General features: G+C 64.2%; 16 protein-coding genes. 8 read left to right on the top strand and 8 right to left on the bottom strand.

What is annotated here, in order from left to right:
- The first annotated feature begins 15 nt into the window (after positions 1-15).
- Positions 16-1200 (top strand): putative Ig domain-containing protein, encoded by a 1185-nt coding sequence (locus IWX62_RS08295; protein ID WP_196840880.1) that lies wholly within the window; start codon positions 16-18, stop codon positions 1198-1200.
- Here the strand turns inward: IWX62_RS08295 and IWX62_RS08300 are convergent.
- Positions 1181-2440, bottom strand: a complete 1260-nt coding sequence (locus tag IWX62_RS08300) for an MFS transporter (protein WP_196840881.1) — start codon at positions 2438-2440, stop codon at positions 1181-1183. The genes IWX62_RS08295 and IWX62_RS08300 overlap by 20 nt on opposite strands.
- A 48-nt stretch (positions 2441-2488) precedes the next feature.
- On the opposite strand from IWX62_RS08300, the gene IWX62_RS08305 reads away from it, so the two are divergent.
- The 5 genes from IWX62_RS08305 (at position 2489) to IWX62_RS08325 (ending at position 8827) form a co-directional block, all read left to right on the top strand.
- A complete protein-coding gene (locus tag IWX62_RS08305) occupies positions 2489-3715 on the top strand; it encodes an MFS transporter (protein ID WP_196840882.1) in 1227 nt (408 codons plus the stop codon).
- A gap of 107 nt (positions 3716-3822) precedes the next feature.
- Positions 3823-4581 carry a LamB/YcsF family protein gene (locus IWX62_RS08310; RefSeq protein WP_196840883.1) on the top strand — a complete coding sequence of 253 codons (759 nt, stop codon included), beginning with the start codon at positions 3823-3825 and terminating at the stop codon, positions 4579-4581.
- Positions 4578-6320 (top strand): 5-oxoprolinase/urea amidolyase family protein, encoded by a 1743-nt coding sequence (locus IWX62_RS08315; protein WP_196840884.1) that lies wholly within the window; start codon positions 4578-4580, stop codon positions 6318-6320. The genes IWX62_RS08310 and IWX62_RS08315 overlap by 4 nt, the downstream gene beginning before the upstream one ends.
- A gap of 5 nt (positions 6321-6325) precedes the next feature.
- Positions 6326-8083 (top strand): acetyl/propionyl/methylcrotonyl-CoA carboxylase subunit alpha, encoded by a 1758-nt coding sequence (locus tag IWX62_RS08320; RefSeq protein WP_196840885.1) that lies wholly within the window; start codon positions 6326-6328, stop codon positions 8081-8083.
- Positions 8084-8113: 30 nt separating this feature from the next.
- Positions 8114-8827: a GntR family transcriptional regulator gene (locus tag IWX62_RS08325; protein ID WP_196840886.1), complete on the top strand. Its 714-nt coding sequence runs from the start codon at positions 8114-8116 to the stop codon at positions 8825-8827.
- On the opposite strand, the gene IWX62_RS08330 is transcribed toward IWX62_RS08325, so the two are convergent.
- From IWX62_RS08330 to IWX62_RS08345, 4 genes are all read right to left on the bottom strand, one after another.
- Complete coding sequence (locus IWX62_RS08330) at positions 8824-9588, bottom strand: putative hydro-lyase (RefSeq protein ID WP_196840963.1); 765 nt, start codon at positions 9586-9588, stop codon at positions 8824-8826. The genes IWX62_RS08325 and IWX62_RS08330 overlap by 4 nt on opposite strands.
- 26 nt (positions 9589-9614) lie before the next feature.
- Positions 9615-10832 (bottom strand): NRAMP family divalent metal transporter, encoded by a 1218-nt coding sequence (locus IWX62_RS08335; RefSeq protein ID WP_196840887.1) that lies wholly within the window; start codon positions 10830-10832, stop codon positions 9615-9617.
- Positions 10833-10953: 121 nt separating this feature from the next.
- Positions 10954-11196: a hypothetical protein gene (locus tag IWX62_RS08340; protein WP_196840888.1), complete on the bottom strand. Its 243-nt coding sequence runs from the start codon at positions 11194-11196 to the stop codon at positions 10954-10956.
- Between the two features lie 50 nt (positions 11197-11246).
- On the bottom strand, positions 11247-12329 hold the full coding sequence (locus tag IWX62_RS08345) for a PucR family transcriptional regulator (protein ID WP_196840889.1): 1083 nt from the start codon (positions 12327-12329) through the stop codon (positions 11247-11249).
- Between IWX62_RS08345 and IWX62_RS08350 the strand changes: the two genes are divergently transcribed.
- Positions 12279-13328 carry a hypothetical protein gene (locus tag IWX62_RS08350; RefSeq protein WP_196840890.1) on the top strand — a complete coding sequence of 350 codons (1050 nt, stop codon included), beginning with the start codon at positions 12279-12281 and terminating at the stop codon, positions 13326-13328. The genes IWX62_RS08345 and IWX62_RS08350 overlap by 51 nt on opposite strands.
- A 92-nt stretch (positions 13329-13420) precedes the next feature.
- Entirely contained in the window at positions 13421-14707 is a 1287-nt protein-coding gene (locus IWX62_RS08355; protein WP_196840891.1) for a hypothetical protein, read from the top strand.
- Here the strand turns inward: IWX62_RS08355 and IWX62_RS08360 are convergent.
- The 3 genes from IWX62_RS08360 to IWX62_RS08370 form a co-directional block, all read right to left on the bottom strand.
- Entirely contained in the window at positions 14676-15773 is a 1098-nt protein-coding gene (locus IWX62_RS08360) for a type I restriction endonuclease (RefSeq protein WP_196840892.1), read from the bottom strand. The genes IWX62_RS08355 and IWX62_RS08360 overlap by 32 nt on opposite strands.
- A gap of 119 nt (positions 15774-15892) precedes the next feature.
- Positions 15893-16333 (bottom strand): DoxX family protein, encoded by a 441-nt coding sequence (locus tag IWX62_RS08365; protein ID WP_196840893.1) that lies wholly within the window; start codon positions 16331-16333, stop codon positions 15893-15895.
- A gap of 190 nt (positions 16334-16523) precedes the next feature.
- Positions 16524-17159: a hypothetical protein gene (locus IWX62_RS08370; RefSeq protein ID WP_196840894.1), complete on the bottom strand. Its 636-nt coding sequence runs from the start codon at positions 17157-17159 to the stop codon at positions 16524-16526.
- Positions 17160-17216: the final 57 nt, after the last annotated feature.

The following is a 17216-nucleotide window of genomic DNA, read 5'->3' on the forward strand; positions in this document are numbered from 1 at the left end:
AGTGAGGATCACAATATGCTCAGGAATCGCAAGCGCTCAATCATTGCAGCCGTTATAGCGGGCACTATGTTGCCCGGGATGCTCACCGTAGCTCCGGCCGTCGCAGCCGTCTCTGTCACCCGGGCGGAAGTCTCCGGGTCAGCGCTGCGGATCGAAGGAACCGCGATCGCGTCCCGCGACATCAGTGTGGACAACGTTGTCATGGGCCGTAGCGACAGCTCGGGGAAGTTCCGCATCGACCGCGACCCCTATACCGCGCCAGCCGATTGCACGGTGGACCTGCGAGACGGTTCAGCGACCGTCATCACCAGGACCTTGACCGGGTGCACGGTCACCCAGCCACCAGCGTCGGACACCACCGTTCCGAGTGTGCCCGCAAACCTGACCGCCACACTGTCCGGTTTCACGGCTACCCTTAGTTGGACAGCCAGCACGGACAACGTTGGCGTCACCGGGTACCGCGTGTCCCGCAACGGGACCGTGCTGGCGGGCACCGTCACCACCACCACACTCTCCAACCCGGGTTTGGCGGCAGGAACCTACTCCTACACGGTGGCGGCCATCGATGCGGCTGGGAATACCTCTGGAGCCAGCAACAACGCGTCGGTGACCGTACCCCCAGCATCAGCTTCGGATACCACTTCACCCTCGATTCCGGCGAACCTGGTCACCACCGTGGTGGGTACAACGGTCAGCCTCAGCTGGGGAATCAGCACGGACGACACTGGGGTAGCCGGCTATCGGGTCCACCGCAACGGCAGCTTGTTGGGCACCACGGATGCGACAAGTTTTACTGACACAGGACTCGCCGCCGGAACCTACACCTACACGGTGGCCGCCTTCGACGCTGCCGAAAACACGTCGACCGCCTCAAACGGCGCCTCGGCGACCGTGTCACCTGAAGAGCCATTGACGTTCATCACCCCGGCGCAGATGCCCGATGCCACGGTGGGGCAGGCGTATCTCGGCTACATCGTCTGCAGTGATCCCCCTGGACCTTCAACGTTCAGGTTCAAATTGGTCTCCGGAACCCTTCCCGATGGGACACGCTTCGTCAAGAACACCCTGGAGAACAGGCCGGAGGCCAGAGTCACCGGCACCCCCACAAGGGCGGCGACGTTCTCCTTTACCGTAGAGGTCCAAGACAACACCGGTGCAGTAGCTCGCCGAACCTTCACCATCAGGGTGCTGCCCGCGTAACCTCGGATCTGACGACGAGCGACCCCGCCACAACCACCAGCACCAGCACGCTGGCAGCCCAAGCCAGTCCGGCATAGCCAATCAGCACCAGTGCAACCCCGGCGGCTGCTCCCCCAACCGCGCCGGCAAGGTTCATGAAGAGGTCTGTCCGGCCTTGAATCTTCGGCCGAGCCGAGCCGGTCACCAGATCCGCCACCAGCGCAGATCCTGCGACAGTCGACGCACTCCAGCCCAGCCCGAGGAACACCAGTCCCACGGTCACCAGGACCGGATCGTCCTCGCCCAACGCGACAATCGGCAGCGACACAGCGAACAGACCCTGCCCCATCAGGATGGTTGACACCCGGCCTACCTTGTCGCTGAGCCACCCGAACACCGGCGACAGCGCAAACATCCCAGCAATGTGCAGGCTGATGGTCAAACCAATAATCGTCAGCGTTACACCATGATTGATCAGGTGCACCGGTGTCATGGACATCACCGACACCATCACCGCATGGCTGATGGCGATGGAGCCGATGGCAAACACCAGCGGACCCCGCCCGCGGATGGCTCCGGGGACAACGTCGTCAGTGTTCTGGGTGGCGTTGGACTTGCTCAACAGGTACGGGTCCGGTCGCAATGCCACCAGATAAACGGTCGCCGCGGCCAACTGTGCGAACACAGCAATCAGGAAGGACCCGGTGAGCGACGGCATCTGCAGCGTTGACGCGATCGTCTCGCCCGGCCCGATCAGGTTGGGTCCCAGCACCGCCCCGATGGTGGTGAACCAGACCACCAGCGACAGGTCCCGCCCCCGATGCTCCGGACTCGCCAGGTCGGTGGCAGCAAATCTGGCCTGCAGGTTCACCGCGGTACCGACACCGAGGAAAGCAAAAGCCAGCAACAGCACAGGGAACGAGCTCAGTGTCGCGGCAACAATTGCCACGACGGATCCAGTTGCGGCCAGCAGGGCACCAGTGGTCAGGGCCCGACGTCGGCCCAGCCGTTGAGCGAGCCGGGCCAGCGGGATGGCACTCGCCGCAGCACCCAGGGTGCTCAGCGTCGTGGCCGTGCCGGACAGCGCGTCCGACCCGGAAATGTTGGCAGCCATCACCGCCCCGATCGAGACGGTGCACCCAATACCGATGCCGCCAAGAATTTGGCCCACAATCAGCACCGACACCGTACGCCTCTGGACTGCGACGACGTCCACGGCTGGGTAGGTCGACGAACGACTCCGATGCTGACTGCTGGTCATGGGAAGAGCGTAGCTGGGAACTGCTACCGCCGAGGATAGGCTGAGGGCGTGACAGCCGCCCAGCTACAACATTCGGCGCCCGACCGACGCCGACCCGGCCGGCTCGCGACAGCCATGGCCGCGCTCACCACAGTGGTCGGAGTGCTCCCGGTCTTCCTGATCGGTGGACTCGCCGTCCAACTGGAAGACGACCTGCGGCTGACGCCGTCGGCCCTCGGCATCGTCGTGGGGGTGTTCTGGGGCGTCTCGGCACTCCTGTCGGCGTCGGCCGGCGTCGTCGCCACCGCCCTGGGGCTGAGGCGGGGCATGCCGCTGGGCGTGAGCCTTGGCCTGATCTCGCTGGTGGGAATTGCTTTCCTCACCCCCGACTGGCCCTGGCTCCTCCTCTGGCTGACGTTCGCTGGCGCGGCCAACGCGCTGTGTCAGCCGCTCTCCAACGGCCTGATCGTGGACCAGGTGGATACCAGGAACCGCGCGTTCGCGTTCGGCCTCAAACAAGCGGCCATCCCCGCAGCCACCCTCGCCGCCGGACTATCCGTACCCCTGATTGCCCTCACCATCGGCTGGCAGTGGACCTTCGCCATCGCCGCGGGACTGGCGATTCTGCTCATCCCGGCACTGGTGCGATCAGTGCCCCGTCGGGCACCGAGAGACAAAACAGCGCCAAAATCCAAAGCCGCAAAAACGCCGATCCCCCGTGAACTGCGGCCGTTCCTCCTGATGACCGCGGTCGCCAGCGGGCTCGGCTCGGCGCAAGCCAACGTGGTGGGATCCTTCACTGTGGCTTCGGCCGTCGGCGCCGGGTTCGACGCCGCCACCGCCGGCCTGCTGCTCGGCGCCGCGAGCGTCGCCGGAATCCTCGCCCGACCGCTGGTGGGCATTGCCGCCGACCGCGGCATCGGCGGCTCCATGGCCACCGTCGCCATCATGATGGGCACCGGCTGCGTGGGCCTCATCGGCATGGCCTCCGGGCACCCGGTGGCCTACGGCATCGGGTGCATCATCGCGTTCGGCCTCGGCTGGGGCTGGAACGGGCTGGCTCACTTCGTAGTCTCACGCGCTTCCCACCCCCACACCACCCGCGCCACCGGGATCACCCAGATCGGCACCTACGTCGGAGCGACCCTCGGACCGTTGGTCTTCGGGTTTATCTTCACCCACTTTCCCGACGGCGTCGGCTGGGCCCTGGCGGCAGTGGTCGCCGCGGCCGGGGCGGCGACGGCGCTCGTCGCGTTCCGGCTCGAAAAGCGACTACAGAGCACAGTGGCTCCATAGCTCATAGGCGTCACGGCACCGAAAAGACCAGCCTGACGCAGAATTGTTGAACAATCCTGCAAACTCGTGCATCCTAGAGGGACCACTCAGGAGAGACGAGGATCACAATGGTGTACATCGACCTCAACAGCGACGTCGGCGAATCGTTCGGCAACTGGACCATGGGCGACGACGCCGCCATCTTCCGCTCCGTCTCAAGCGCCAACGTGGCGTGCGGGTTCCACGCCGGTGATCCGTCGACCATCGCGCAGACCTGCCGGGACGCCGTCGCCGCCAATGTGACCATCGGGGCACACGTGGGCTACCGCGACCTGGCCGGATTCGGCCGCCGCTTCCTCGACTGCTCCCCCACCGAACTGGCCGACGACGTCCTCTACCAACTCGGTGCCCTCGACGCGATCTCCCGTGCGGCCGGCGGCGCCATCAAGTACGTCAAACCCCACGGCGCCCTCTACAACACCATCGTCACCCACGAGGTGCAGGCCCAGGCCGTGGTCGACGCCGTCAAGGCGTTCGGTGGCGACCTCCCGCTGATGCTCCTCCCCGGCTCCGTGGCCCTGACAGCCGCCGAGAAGGCTGGCCTCCGTGGCGTCCCCGAAGCGTTCGCCGACCGCGCCTACAACCCGGACGGCACCCTGGTCTCCCGCCGCGAACACGGCGCCGTCCTGCATGATGAGGACAAAGTCGCCGCCAACATGGTCCGGCTCGCCACCGAGGGCACGATCATCGCCCGCGACGGCTCCACGATCCACACGACAGCCGAGAGCATCTGCCTCCACGGCGACACCACCGGCGCCGTCTCCATGGCCGCCGCCGTCCGCCGCGACCTCGAAGCCGCCGGCGTCGAGATCCGGAGCTTCGTGTGAACCCTCCCGAAATCCGCTGGGCCGGGCCGCGCGCCCTGCTGATCCAGCTGGAATCGCTGGACTCGGTCCTCGCGGTGCACGCCCACCTGCAGCAGCACCCGCTCCGCGGGCAGGTCGACGTCCTCGCCGCAGCCCAGACCGTCCTGGCTGTTTTCGATTCCGGCGCCAGCGCCCGCGCCGCCCGGGCCGCCGTCGCCCGCCTGGACACGTCGCCCGCCACCGACACCGCGACGACCGGCGATCCCGTGCGGATCGAGGTGGTGTACGACGGCGAAGACCTCGCCGAAGTGGGCCGCCTCACCGGCCTCGACCCCGACGGCGTCATCGCCGCGCACACCGGCCAGCTGTGGACTGCAGCGTTTGGCGGGTTCGCCCCCGGGTTCGCCTACCTGGTCGGGGAGAACGAGGCGCTCACCGTGCCCCGCCGCACCTCGCCGCGCACCGCCGTCCCCGCCGGCGCGGTAGCCCTGGCCGGCAACTTCTCCGCCGTCTACCCCCGGCGCTCCCCCGGCGGCTGGCAGCTCATCGGCCGCACTGCGTCCCGCCTCTGGGACCTGGACCGGGACCAGCCAGCCCTGCTCCGCCCCGGCACCGCCGTCCAGTACGTGGCCGTGCGGGAGTCGGTCACGGTGACAGAGCAGGTGGACGTAGCGGCTCCGGACACCCACCCGGGCCTGGAGACGGTGAATCAGCCTGGCATGTCCCTTGAGATTCTCGCTCCGGGCCCACAGTCGCTGATCCAGGACCTGGGACGGCCCGGTCTCGGCGACGTGGGCGTCTCCAAGGCCGGCGCCGCCGATACCGCGAGCGCCCGGCAAGCCAACCGGCTGGTCGGCAACACACCGGGCGACGCGGTGATCGAGACCATCCTCGGCGGTCTCACCGTCAAAGCCCACGGCGAACTCACCCTCGCCCTGGCCGGAGCCATAACGCCCGCCGTGATTACCGGCGTGGACGACGGCGGCGGAGACGACACCTTCCGTCCGGCGCCAATGTGCTCACCGTTCGCCCTGCACGACGGCGAAACTCTAGTCCTCGACCAGCCCGACGCCGGGCTCCGCACCTACCTGGCCATCCGCGGCGGGATCGATGTACCCGAGGTGCTGGGCAGCCGGTCCACCGATGTGATGTCCGGGATCGGCCCGGACCCTCTGACGGCCGGAACCATGCTGCCGATCGGGCCGATCGACCAAGGCCGCACGGTCGGCGCCGCAGAGCCCTCAACGCTTCCCGACGCCGTCCGGCTGAGCGGCGTCGGAACGAAAACCCACGCACCGGTCGTCCTCCGCATCATCGGCGGACCCCGCCACGACTGGTTCACCGACGCATCCCAGACAGCGCTGACCGGGCAGACCTGGACCGTGACCGCCGAATCGAACCGGATCGGCGTCCGGCTCGCCACGGGAGATGCCGGAGCTGCAGCGGACGCCACCAAAATACAAGACACCGCAGCGCAGCGACCGACCAAGCCACTCGAACGCACCATCACCGATGAACTCCCCAGCGAAGGGGTCGTCGCAGGCTCGCTGCAGGTGCCGCCGTCGGGCCTTCCGGTGCTGTTCCTCGCCGACCATCCGGTGACCGGCGGGTATCCGGTGATCGGCGTCGTCGTACCAGATGACCTACCGATCGCAGCCCAACTCCCGCCGGGAACGAAGCTGCGGTTCCAAGCCGTCGACCCCGAAACGCTGCAGCCCCTGAAACAGACCCCGACCACCACCCGAAGCCCGCGAAAGTAGCAGCCATGAAGAAGGTCCTGATCGCCAACCGCGGGGAAATCGCCGTCCGCATCGCCCGCGCCTGCTCTGACGTGGAGCTGACCTCGGTTGCCGTGTACTCCGAGCCCGACGCCGACGCCCTCCACGTCCGCCTCAGCGACGAGGCCTACGCGCTGGACGGATCGGCCAGCGCCGACACGTACCTCAACATGGACAAGCTGCTCGACATCGCAGTGAAGGCCGGGGTCGACGCCGTCCACCCCGGTTACGGATTCCTCTCCGAGAACGCCGACTTCGCCGAGGCCGTGCAGAACGCCGGGCTCACCTGGATCGGCCCGTCACCGGCGGCGATCCGCAGCCTCGGCAACAAGGTCACCGCCCGTGAGATCGCCGTGAAGGTCGGGGCCCCGCTGGTCCCCGGATCCGATGGTCCGGTCGCCAGCGCCGAGGAGGTCCGCGCGTTCGCCGAACAGTACGGCGTCCCGGTCGCCATCAAGGCGGCCTACGGTGGCGGCGGGCGCGGCATGCGGATCGCCCACCGGATGGAAGACATCGACGACGCGTTCGACTCGGCGGTCCGCGAAGCGACAGTCGCGTTCGGGCGTGGCGAGTGCTTCGTGGAACGGTTCCTCGACAAGCCGCGGCACGTCGAGGCGCAGGTCCTCGCCGACACGCACGGGAACGTCGTCGTCGTCGGGACCCGCGACTGCTCCCTGCAGCGCCGCAACCAGAAGCTCGTCGAGGAAGCCCCCGCCCCGTTCCTGACCGATGACCAGCGCACCCGGATTCACGAGTCAGCTCGCGCCATCTGCCGCGAGGCCGGCTATACCAACGCGGGCACCGTCGAGTACCTGGTGGCGCCCGACGGCGTGATCTCCTTCCTGGAGGTCAACACCCGCCTGCAGGTGGAGCACCCGGTGACCGAGGCGACGTCGGGCATCGACCTGGTCCGCGAACAGTTCCGCATCGCCGCCGGCCTGCCGGTCAGCATCACCGAGGACCCTGCGCCGCGGGGCCACGCGATCGAGTTCCGGCTCAATGCTGAGGACGCCGGCCGCGGGTTCCTGCCCTCGCCGGGACTGATCGACGTGTTCGAGGCGCCCACCGGCGCTGGCATCCGCGTCGACACGGGGGTGCGCTCCGGCTCCAGCGTCCCCGCCGAATACGACTCCCTGATGGCCAAGCTCATCGTGCACGGCGAAGACCGGCCGCAAGCCCTCCGCCGCGCCCGCGCCGCCCTCGACGAGCTGAGGATCGAAGGCCTTCCCACGGTGATTCCCTTCCACCGTGCCGTGGTGCGGGATCCGGACTTCACCAACCCGGAACGACTCGGCGTGTACACCACCTGGATCGAGAATGCATTCGCTGGCCGGTTGGACGCCGCACTGTCGAGCGGGACCGCGGGACCGGTTGCCCGGCGGGAAACCCTCACCGTGGAGATCGACGGTAAAGCGGTCCAGCTCGGGCTGCCCGCCGAAGTGTTCGCTGCGCTGATGAACGGTGGCGGCAACGCTAACGGAAGCGCCGTCGCTCAGTCCCCCGACGCGACGGCGAACGACGACGGCGCGATCACCGCCTCGATGGGCGGCACCCTGGTGAAGTGGCTGGCTGACGACGGCGCCGAGGTCGCCGCGGGACAGCCCGTCGCCGTCGTGGAGGCCATGAAGATGGAAACCGAGGTGGTGTCCACGGCGGCCGGTACGTTCACCCGCGGCGGGCAGGACCCGGGTGCCGCCGTCGCCCGTGGCGAAGTCCTGGGAAACGTTCTGAGCACGGTCGGCTAACATCTGTTGGTGACGAGGGTGGGGAAAGTAATGGCTATCGAAGCAGCAGCGGAGCTGGATAACGGGGCATCGGGATCGGCCGAGCATGCGCACACGGCGGCGTGGATCGCCACCGTCCTGCGGGGCCGGATCGCCGCGGGCGAGCTGACGCCGGGGTCCAAGCTGTCGGAGCAGTCGTTGTCGACGGCACTGGGCGTGTCCCGCAATACGTTGCGTGAGGCGTTCTCCTCGCTGGCCCGCGAGTCAGTGGTCACCCGGATCCCGAACCGCGGCGTGTTTGTGGCGTCCCCGGGTGCCGATGAGGTGCGCGAGATTTACCGGGTGCGCCGGATGATCGAACCCGCCGCCGCGTTGTGGGGTGAGGTCACCCCCGAGGTGCTCGAGAACATGGAAGCCATTGTGCGGCGCGCCCAGGCAGCGCGCGACGCCGGGTCGGTCCCGGACATGGCTGATGCCAACCAGGCGCTCCACAGCGCCGTCGTTGGCCTGGCGGGCAGCGAATCGTTGCGCACCCTGATGGATCGGGTGCTTGCGGAGATGCGGCTGGTGTTTTTCGCGATGGCATCGGCCCCCGACTTTCACAGCCACTACGTGGACCGCAACGTGCAGTTGGTCGAGCGGCTCCGCGCCGGGCAGCGCGAAGAGGCAGCTGCCGGGCTACGCGCCTACCTGGACTCCGCCGAGTCCGAACTGCTGGCGCACCTCGCTGATGAAGCATCCGCCGAGCAAACCCGAACCGCCTAGGGCACCAGATAGTCGCTGTCCCGCGCGTCGGTGATGAGCATGTGACCGGGCGCGTGGCCGATCGCCAGCGGCGGCCGTGACTGCATCACCGCAGCCTGCGGCGTGACCCCGCAGGCCCAGAACACCGGAATGTGACCCTCGGGGATCTGCACTGCGTCGCCGAAGTCCGGCGAGCCCAGGTCAACACCCAGCTCCTCCGGATTCCCCACATGGACGGGAGCGCCGTGCACGGCCGGGTAGCGGGAGGTGATGCGGACGGCGTCGGCCACCTGAGCGGCCGCCACTGGCCGCATCGACACCACCAGCGGCCCGGACATGGCGCCGGCGGGTGCGGCTTCCCGGTTCGTTCGGTACATCGGCACATTCACGCCCTGATCGATGTGCGCGATCCTGACGCCGCCGTCCTGCAGTGCGGTCTCAAAGGTGAAGGAGCAGCCGAACAGGAAGGTGACCAGGTCATCGCGCCAGTGGGCGGTGATGTCCGTGGGCTCGTCCACCAGGACGCCGTCGTGATAGACGGTGTACTTGGGGACATCGGTCCGGATGTCACCGCCCGCCAGCAGCGGCCCGGTGGTTTCACCCGGCTCCAGCACCCCGAGGATGGGGCACGGCTTCGGGTTGCGCTGGGCGAAGAGCAGCAGGTCGAACGCCTGCTCCCGCGGAATCGCCAGCACGTTCACCTGCGCGTAGCCGCGGGACCAGCCCGACGTCGGCGTCACCAGTCCGGCACGGAAGGCGGCCCGGGCGTCGTCGGGCAGCATCGAGGCCGGGTCGGCCGGCAGGTCGGTCAGCCCCACAGCTGCGCCAGTCCGGTGATGGAGGTGTAGCCGAGGAACAAGGTGAGCAGCCAGGTGATGACGCCGATGATCAGCAACCACTTGGGGTAGACGTAGCCGTGCAGCAGGTCCCGACGGCGCCAGGCCACAAACAGCAGTACACCGAAGCCGACCGGCAGGATCAGTCCGTTGAACGCACCGGCGAAGATCAGCAGTTCCTGCGGAGCCTGACCGAGGAAGAGGTACGCCACGGCACAGCCTGCGATGAACGCAACGGTAATGAGGTTCCGCTTCCGCTCGGGGGTCTTCGAGGTGGTGATGAAGGAGACCGAGGTGAACGCCGCACCGATCACCGAGGTGATGGCGGCGGCCCACAGGACGATGCCGAACATACGCATACCGATCTCGCCAGCGGCAACGCCGAAGGCTTCTGCAGCCAGATTGTCACTGGTCAGCACCGCACCACCGGCGACCACGCCGAAGATTGCCAGGAACAACAGGACCCGCATGACGCCAGTGACGATAATGCCGAGCACGGAGCTGCGGGTGATCTCCCCGACGTTTTCGGGACCGGTGACGCCGGAGTCGAGCATCCGGTGCGCGCCGGCGTAGGTGATGTAACCGCCCACGGTGCCGCCGACGAGGGTGGTGATGATGAGGAAGTCGATCTGTTCGGGGAGGATCGCGTTCTTGAGGGCTTCACCGACGGGAGGCGCCGCGACGATGGCCACGTAGATCATCAGGAGGATCATGATGGCACCGAGCAACACGACGATGCGGTCGAGCGCCATGCCGGCCTTCTTGCTGATAAAGATCAGGATGGCGATGACGGCAGAGATAGCGCCGCCGATCTTGGGATCCATGCCGAGCATGGCGTTGGTTCCGAGGCCGGTACCGGCGATGTTGCCGATGTTAAACACCACGCCGCCAATGAAGACCAGCCCGGCGAGGAACCAGCCCACCCCGGGGAGGACCTTGTTGCCGAGTTCGTGGGCGCGGAGCCCGGAGACCCCGATGACGCGCCAGACATTCATCTGGACGGCGATGTCGATGAGGATCGATGCCAGGATCGCGAACGCGAACGCGGCGCCGATCTGAACGGTGAAGACTGTGGTCTGGGTGATGAAGCCAGGCCCAATGGCGCTGGTCGCCATGAGGAACATAGCTCCCAGGAGCGCGGTACGCCGAGCGGAGGAGCTCAGCTTCGGTTTGTTCTCGATATCTGCCATGGGCCCATCCGTTACGTCAAGGTGACTGGAGTCACATTTTTGTATTGGAGACGACCCTACAGGTTGTTGAACAATCTGCGCAAGGTATTGTTCAACAATTTATTGGACGACTCCAAGGAGGTCACCACCACTGATGCCGACATTCGGCGTTCTGGCATTCCCAGTCGGGTGATCCAAGCTCCCTCTCCCCCGTTGCGAGGTTAAGTCGCTCATCCATAAAGACGCAGCACCCGGCAAACACCGTTTTCGGCATCAGCTCCCGCGCGTCCGGCAAAATCATCCCGTAGGCAATCCGCCACGATTCGCTTTCACAGACCGGGCATTTACGGGTGCGCGGTACCTTGGCCTTCTGAAGGGGTTTCATGCGGCCATGCTAGATCCGGGCACCGACAATTCAACACCGCACCAGCAGGGCTACCCGCCGTCACCGACCGGAGCCTGAACAGTCAGCGCCGCCAGCACCGCTGCGGCGTCCACCGGCCTGTTCGGGCTATACCCGGTGAGCTGCTCGAACCGGGCCAGGCGGTTCAACACCGTATTGCGGTGACAGTGCAGCTCCTTGGCGGTATCGGACACCGAGCCGGAAGAGAAGTAGGACTGCAGCGTCTCGATCAGCCGGTCCCGCTCATGACTGGAAATCGCTGCCAAAGGCCCCAACACCGTTTCGGCCAACACGGGGCCAAACTCACCCAGCTGGGCCGCAGCCACGTGGCCCCACGTTTCACGGATAGTTTGCCTGCCCGAGGACTCCGGAATAACCGCGGGAACGGATTGCAGGGCGATCCGCAGCATCAAGGGCACCTCGGCCAACGATCGGGCTGACGGCGCCAGGAAGCAGTCGAGCTGGTCCAGCCACGGGCGGGTCCCGGCTGGCTCCTTCCCCGCCCGTGCGGGCAGGTCTTCCAGAATAAGAATGAGCGCCCCGTCGCGCTCGTGGAGGAATTGCCCGACGCCGGCCGCCGCGGCCCGCTCCCGGAATGTCTTCTGCGCGTGGCTGGCCGCGACCGCCACAATGAACCGACTCTCGACGTCGACCCCGAGCGCCCGCGCGGCCTGACCCAGCAGCTGGGGGTCCTTCCCATCCGAGGTGAGCAACCTGGACAGCAGGAAGGCGCGCTGCTGCTCCTTCGCCTGGGCCATGCTCGCCAGCTCGTCGAGATATCCGGCGTGTACCCGGATGGTGTGGAACTCGACCGCTTCCCACACGCGTACCGCGTCCTGGGTGAAGTCCGGCAACGATGCAGCAGGAACCTTCTCCAGCATCGCCACCCACAGGAGGCGGAAGTCCATCCGGACCGCCTTTAGCAGCGACTCGAGGGGAACTCCCTGCCGGGCGCGCCTGCTCCCGAGAGCGAAGGACACCCCGGTCAGCCGGTCCGGTAGCGGCAACTCCCCCACCAGGCGCAGGAGAAGTTCGAGTGAGGCGACGGCCGTCTCGCGGAGATCTTGGTCGTCAACAGACGACCCGGCGTACCCCTCAATCTCCTGAACATCCAACAGAAACTGGTCGGTAATCGTGGCAAGACGTGGCTGGCCGTCGCGAAAGCGCGCCAACTATGCCGCGACGGCAACCGGGTCGGCCTGTTCTGCTACAACAAGGGCCTGGGACAGCACCTGCAGAACCAGGTCTCGGGGTGGCGGCAGGCCAAACCGGTTTTCACGGGCGAGTTCCACGACTTTGTGCAGTCTCTTGGTGTCCCGGACGGCACCGGACAAGCCTACTTCGACGAGGACATGCCACGCCTGCTGATAGAGAAGGCGGCGAGCCTGGCCCTGGAGCAGAAGTTGGACGCAGTCATCATCGACGAGGCGCAGGACTTCGCCCCGCTGTGGTGGGAAGCCCTGCTCGCTTGCTTGAAAGACCCCCTAGCGGGCCAGGTCTACGCGTTTATGGATGACCGTCAGGATGTTTACCGCCGCTGGGGCGGGGCCACCGCAGACCTCACCCATGGGCCAGCAGCAGAGCTCGTACCCATCCACATTGACGACAACCTCCGGAACACCCGCCGTATAGCCGAAGTGTTCAAGTCTTTCGCCGGGGAGCACTTCACTCCCCGTGGCGGCACGGGGTTGCCTGTTCGCCGAGTGGAGTGCGCCACGGAGGACGCTCTTGACATCGCAAGTGACTGTATTGACGCCCTCATCAATGATGGCTGGGCCTCGAACCAGATCGCTCTGCTCACCACCCGCCGCCGTCACCCGATTCACCAGGAACACTTCGACAATGGAACGACGGATGACTATTGGCGCGACTTTCACGCGATGGAGACCGAGTTCTATGGGCACGTCCTCGGGTTCAAGGGTCTTGAGCGGTCGGTTGTGGTTCTATGTGTGGACGGCTTCAAAGAGATTGACCGTGCAGCCGAACAGCTGTACGTTGGGCTGTCCCGAGCGCGAGGTCTTCTAGTTGTGGTGGGCAACTCGACACTGCTTGCGGAAGCAGGTGGTCGGGAGTTGGAACGAGCGCTCGGGAGAGCGGAAAAGTGGGTTCCATAGTCCCATCCTGATCACCGCATCTCACTCCACCCAGCGCTCCTTCTCAGACACGGGGCCACACAGATGTCGACCTTATCTGCTTCAATAGGGGCATGGATCTTGAAAATCACGACCTCGGTATTTTCGTTTCGGGCAAAGAAGCTGCGATTGTTGGCGATACCGACCTTATTCAGAAATTTATGCGGGAACTATCCGTCAGTCCTCAAGCTGCAGTTACCGCTAAGAAAGCGACACTTGACGCGGTGGCCGCTGCGACCGGGATAGCCACAGTCGTAACGTCGATGACCGGCCAGACTTTCACCCTCACACCCGAATCCGCGCGACTTCTAGCGAAGTTCAAGGAATTTAATCCAGACGGCCCCTTGGCCGGGTTGATTCGCGGAACAAAAGGCCAGATCGTAGGTAACTCCAAATTCGAACCGGCCCTGATGAATCCCACGACAATGACTAATGTTGCTGCCCTTAGTGCGGCAGCGGCGCTGAAGGCAGCGCTGGCTGACTTGGAACAGCTCGTCGAGGCAATGAACATCAAGATTGATCGGCTGCTATCCGACAATCGAGCCCACGCGCTGGGTGACGTACAAGGCATGACCCAAGTCATGGAAAAGGCATACTCGCTGTACGAAGAGACCGGACGCATTAGCGAAACTACTTGGGCTCAAGTCTCCTTTCACAGCACGTCACTCGCGCAATCCAGCTCCTACGCATTGAACCAGCTAGATCTCATCGCGGATTCCCTCACCGTGGGAAATGCGACGGAGAAAGCAGACGCAGTCAAGCACGCGAGTGAGGCGGAACTCCGCTCCTGGCTGGTTCTGTTAGCCGCGTGTCAGGTGAACCAAACGAGAATGGACACGCTGGAAATAGTCCACGCGGCCAAAAGCGCACCAGACGACTTGCAGCATCACATCAACGCAGTCGAGCACGCGGCCGCCAACCGTCGCGAGATGGCCGGACTCAGGCTTCAGAAGCTAAATGACGCCATCACAAAGGTGTCTGACATTAATGATTTCTCACGTGTTGTCAGTCCATTGCGCAGCAAGTCCACACTCAACGCCGTCGAAACGATCCACCAAACCATCGGACAGTTCGCGACGATCTATGGATTGGAAGGGCTTGTCTACGGGCCAGTTGAACGGGAGTCCTGGCGGAAATCACTGAGCGACCTAACCAACCAGTCCCGGACCGCTATCGGAACGGCTGCTAGCTCGGTTCCCAGAGCCGTCGGTAAAGCAAAACCACAGATGCAGAAGTTGCGAGAGATCGAATTCAGCCGTCCCAGATGGCCCCGGAAGTCAGGAGCTAAGGAACAGGCGGCACTTGAGAGCACCGGCGGCACTGAAGAAATCAGCCCGCCGCCAAATATGCCCTCACGCTAGTCCGGAGTGCGTCCGAGTGTTCATAGATTTCGTCCAATGAAGTAATCGGAATGCGCTGTTCAACCTTCTGATCATCGAAAACGCCTAGATACTTCTGGACCCGATTGAAATGGAGCCTGGCAATAGGCTTCCTGTTGTTGTCATCCAGTAGCACCGCGAAGTAGGACTTAGCGTCGCGCTGAACCACGCGCGCAGGCTTTACCTCATTGCAGACAATCGCACGGACAATCTGGTATCCCTCAAGCTCCTCGAGTGTTGTTTCGACTCCGGTCTCGGCGAGGTCATCCTCGACCGCTTGCTCGCTCGTCACCGTAGCCGCGAGAGTCGCGTCATTCGCCATCGGATAGTTCGGTGACCCCAAAGCGGTTTTTAGCCGATCGTTGACTTGCTCGTTAAGGAACTGCTTCGTCGCTTTCGTCACCAGCCCGGTGAACTGCTCACGCACTTTCTGCGTATACGCACCTTCATAGACCCGAGTAGTCAACGACTTGATCCACTCGCTGTCCGGCTCCTTGAACTGTGCGGCGAGGGTGCGCTTAATTTGCCCGATGTACTTCAACTCACCGGCAGCACTGATAATCGAGTCAAGGTCAAAAATCTCTTTCGAAAGCTTCATCAGCTCCGGGATCAGGGTCTCATCGATGTCGTTGAGGTCAAGGACAAGGAAGGGCTTTGCATCCATTCTGTTGGGCGCGTCGAGGTCCGTGAAGAATTCGTAAACCTCCCCGTTAGTGAGGATCGCGATCCGAGCATTAGTCACTGCAAAGTAGCGATAAAGCTGCGATGCGTGTTCAATTTTGATCGGTTCCTTAGACTTCTTGCACTCGATCAGAATCTGAACCGTGCCGCCATGCATGATGGCGTAATCAATCTTTTCGCCCTTCTTTACCCCAACATCTGCAGTGAATTCAGGGACCACCTCGAGCGGGTTGAAGACGTCATACCCGAGAATGGTCGAGATGAACGGCATGACAAATGCGTTCTTGGTGGCTTCCTCTGTTTCAATCTGAGACTTCTGCTGGCGCACCTTTGCTGCCAATGCTGTGAGTCGTTCCGCAAAATCCACAATTCCCCCTAAATCAAAATGAATAATGCAACCCTAGTCGAGCCATCTGACATATGTCGGGCTGCAACACCAAAGTGGGTGCTTAGAGGCCCTATCGGAGCCAGAATCTGCTCCTACTACTACCGACCTAGTCGGTTAACCGACCCCAGCGTGTTGCGGTCCCGCCAGGCACCGGTTGACCACAGCGCCCAGGCGATCAGGGCCGGCTGGAAAAACAGCCGGATCAGACGAGAACTATCCGTATCCAGGCCGAAGGCGTCGACGCCTTCGACGTACTGGGCAATGTTGCCGGGGAATACGGCTACGAAGAATGTCGCGACGATCCAGCCGACGATAACGCGCCAGCGAGGGAGGAAGACCAGCGCAGCCCCTAGGAGCACCTCGACGATGCCGGACGTCACGACCACAAAATCCGTATTGAGTGGCATCCAGTCAGGTACCTGGGCGGCGAACTCGGCGCGGGCGAACGTCAGGTGTGCGAGCCCGGCGAAGAAGAGGAAAGCGCCCAAGACAATGCGGGCGATGGTTCGGAGCGGGGACAATGCGGGGAGGGTGGTCATTTGGGGAGCCTAACAGTGCGCACTCTGGAAGGAGCATGGTCAGTACTTTCCAAACTTCATCATGCAGGCGACCGCCTCTTGTTTTGTTGAAAGCCTGACCTAACGATCTGGCGTTAGGTAGATGGGTGCCGGCACGTCGTGAGGAGCTCCGTGAGCGGACCGTAGTACGGGAATAACCACGACGGTAATTTTAACCCTGGACCCGCCGGGACTCAATAACCTCGAGCGCCTTTTCCCAGCTCGGCCGCGCCGGCTTGTGGTTGGCACCAGGAGGCGCCAATGCGTACGCCTTCACGTATTCGATTTTCAAGCGCCGAACATAGTCGTGCGCCTTCCCGCCGAAAGCGACGACTGTGGCGTTCGGGAGCATCTCCAGTTCGGCCCGAAGGTAGCGCTCGGCGCATATGCGACCACTTACCCTGCCAATCTCGTTATCGATCGAACACAGGCGACCATCAGTGAGCCAGACGTGCCGAAGCTGCTCATCGAAGGTGAGATCGGGGTAGAGCTGCCCCATAAACCAGCGGACATTGCGATGGAACAGATCCGTCCCATTCGCGAAGGATTCATAAGCATGACGCATCCCATTTTCAAGCAACGTGTCCGGACTGTCCTCAGAGTCATAAACCTCGCCGCGATGCGGATGCCCCGGTTCCGCAAAAACCATTACGAGCTCGACGTCGTCGAGCGCACCCGTCGCGCCTAGGAAGCCGCGTGGTATGTGCCCCGACTCCGGGTCCCACTGCGCTTCGCGACAGGTTCCGAAGTTGCTGCAGGGCTGGTACGCCTCGCGCAACAGCGCTGATAGTTTGTCGTCCGGACGCATTAGAAAGATCCCCTGTATCGATAACCCACTGTGAACGCTATGCGCGACGTCCGGCGG

Source organism: Arthrobacter sp. CAN_A1, from assembly GCF_015751665.1.
In the GTDB taxonomy this organism is placed as follows: domain Bacteria; phylum Actinomycetota; class Actinomycetes; order Actinomycetales; family Micrococcaceae; genus Arthrobacter_D.

Excerpts from the sequence above, each read along its gene's own strand:
- IWX62_RS08295 (WP_196840880.1), top strand. The coding sequence starts at position 16 with ATGCTCAGGAATCGCAAGCGCTCAATCATTGCAGCCGTTATAGCGGGC.
- IWX62_RS08300 (WP_196840881.1), bottom strand. The coding sequence starts at position 2,440 with ATGACCAGCAGTCAGCATCGGAGTCGTTCGTCGACCTACCCAGCCGTG.
- IWX62_RS08310 (WP_196840883.1), top strand. The coding sequence starts at position 3,823 with ATGGTGTACATCGACCTCAACAGCGACGTCGGCGAATCGTTCGGCAAC.
- IWX62_RS08320 (WP_196840885.1), top strand. The coding sequence starts at position 6,326 with ATGAAGAAGGTCCTGATCGCCAACCGCGGGGAAATCGCCGTCCGCATC.
- IWX62_RS08325 (WP_196840886.1), top strand. The coding sequence starts at position 8,114 with ATGGCTATCGAAGCAGCAGCGGAGCTGGATAACGGGGCATCGGGATCG.
- IWX62_RS08330 (WP_196840963.1), bottom strand. The coding sequence starts at position 9,588 with ATGCTGCCCGACGACGCCCGGGCCGCCTTCCGTGCCGGACTGGTGACG.
- IWX62_RS08335 (WP_196840887.1), bottom strand. The coding sequence starts at position 10,832 with ATGGCAGATATCGAGAACAAACCGAAGCTGAGCTCCTCCGCTCGGCGT.
- IWX62_RS08340 (WP_196840888.1), bottom strand. The coding sequence starts at position 11,196 with ATGAAACCCCTTCAGAAGGCCAAGGTACCGCGCACCCGTAAATGCCCG.
- IWX62_RS08355 (WP_196840891.1), top strand. The coding sequence starts at position 13,421 with ATGGATCTTGAAAATCACGACCTCGGTATTTTCGTTTCGGGCAAAGAA.
- IWX62_RS08365 (WP_196840893.1), bottom strand. The coding sequence starts at position 16,333 with ATGACCACCCTCCCCGCATTGTCCCCGCTCCGAACCATCGCCCGCATT.
- IWX62_RS08370 (WP_196840894.1), bottom strand. The coding sequence starts at position 17,159 with ATGCGTCCGGACGACAAACTATCAGCGCTGTTGCGCGAGGCGTACCAG.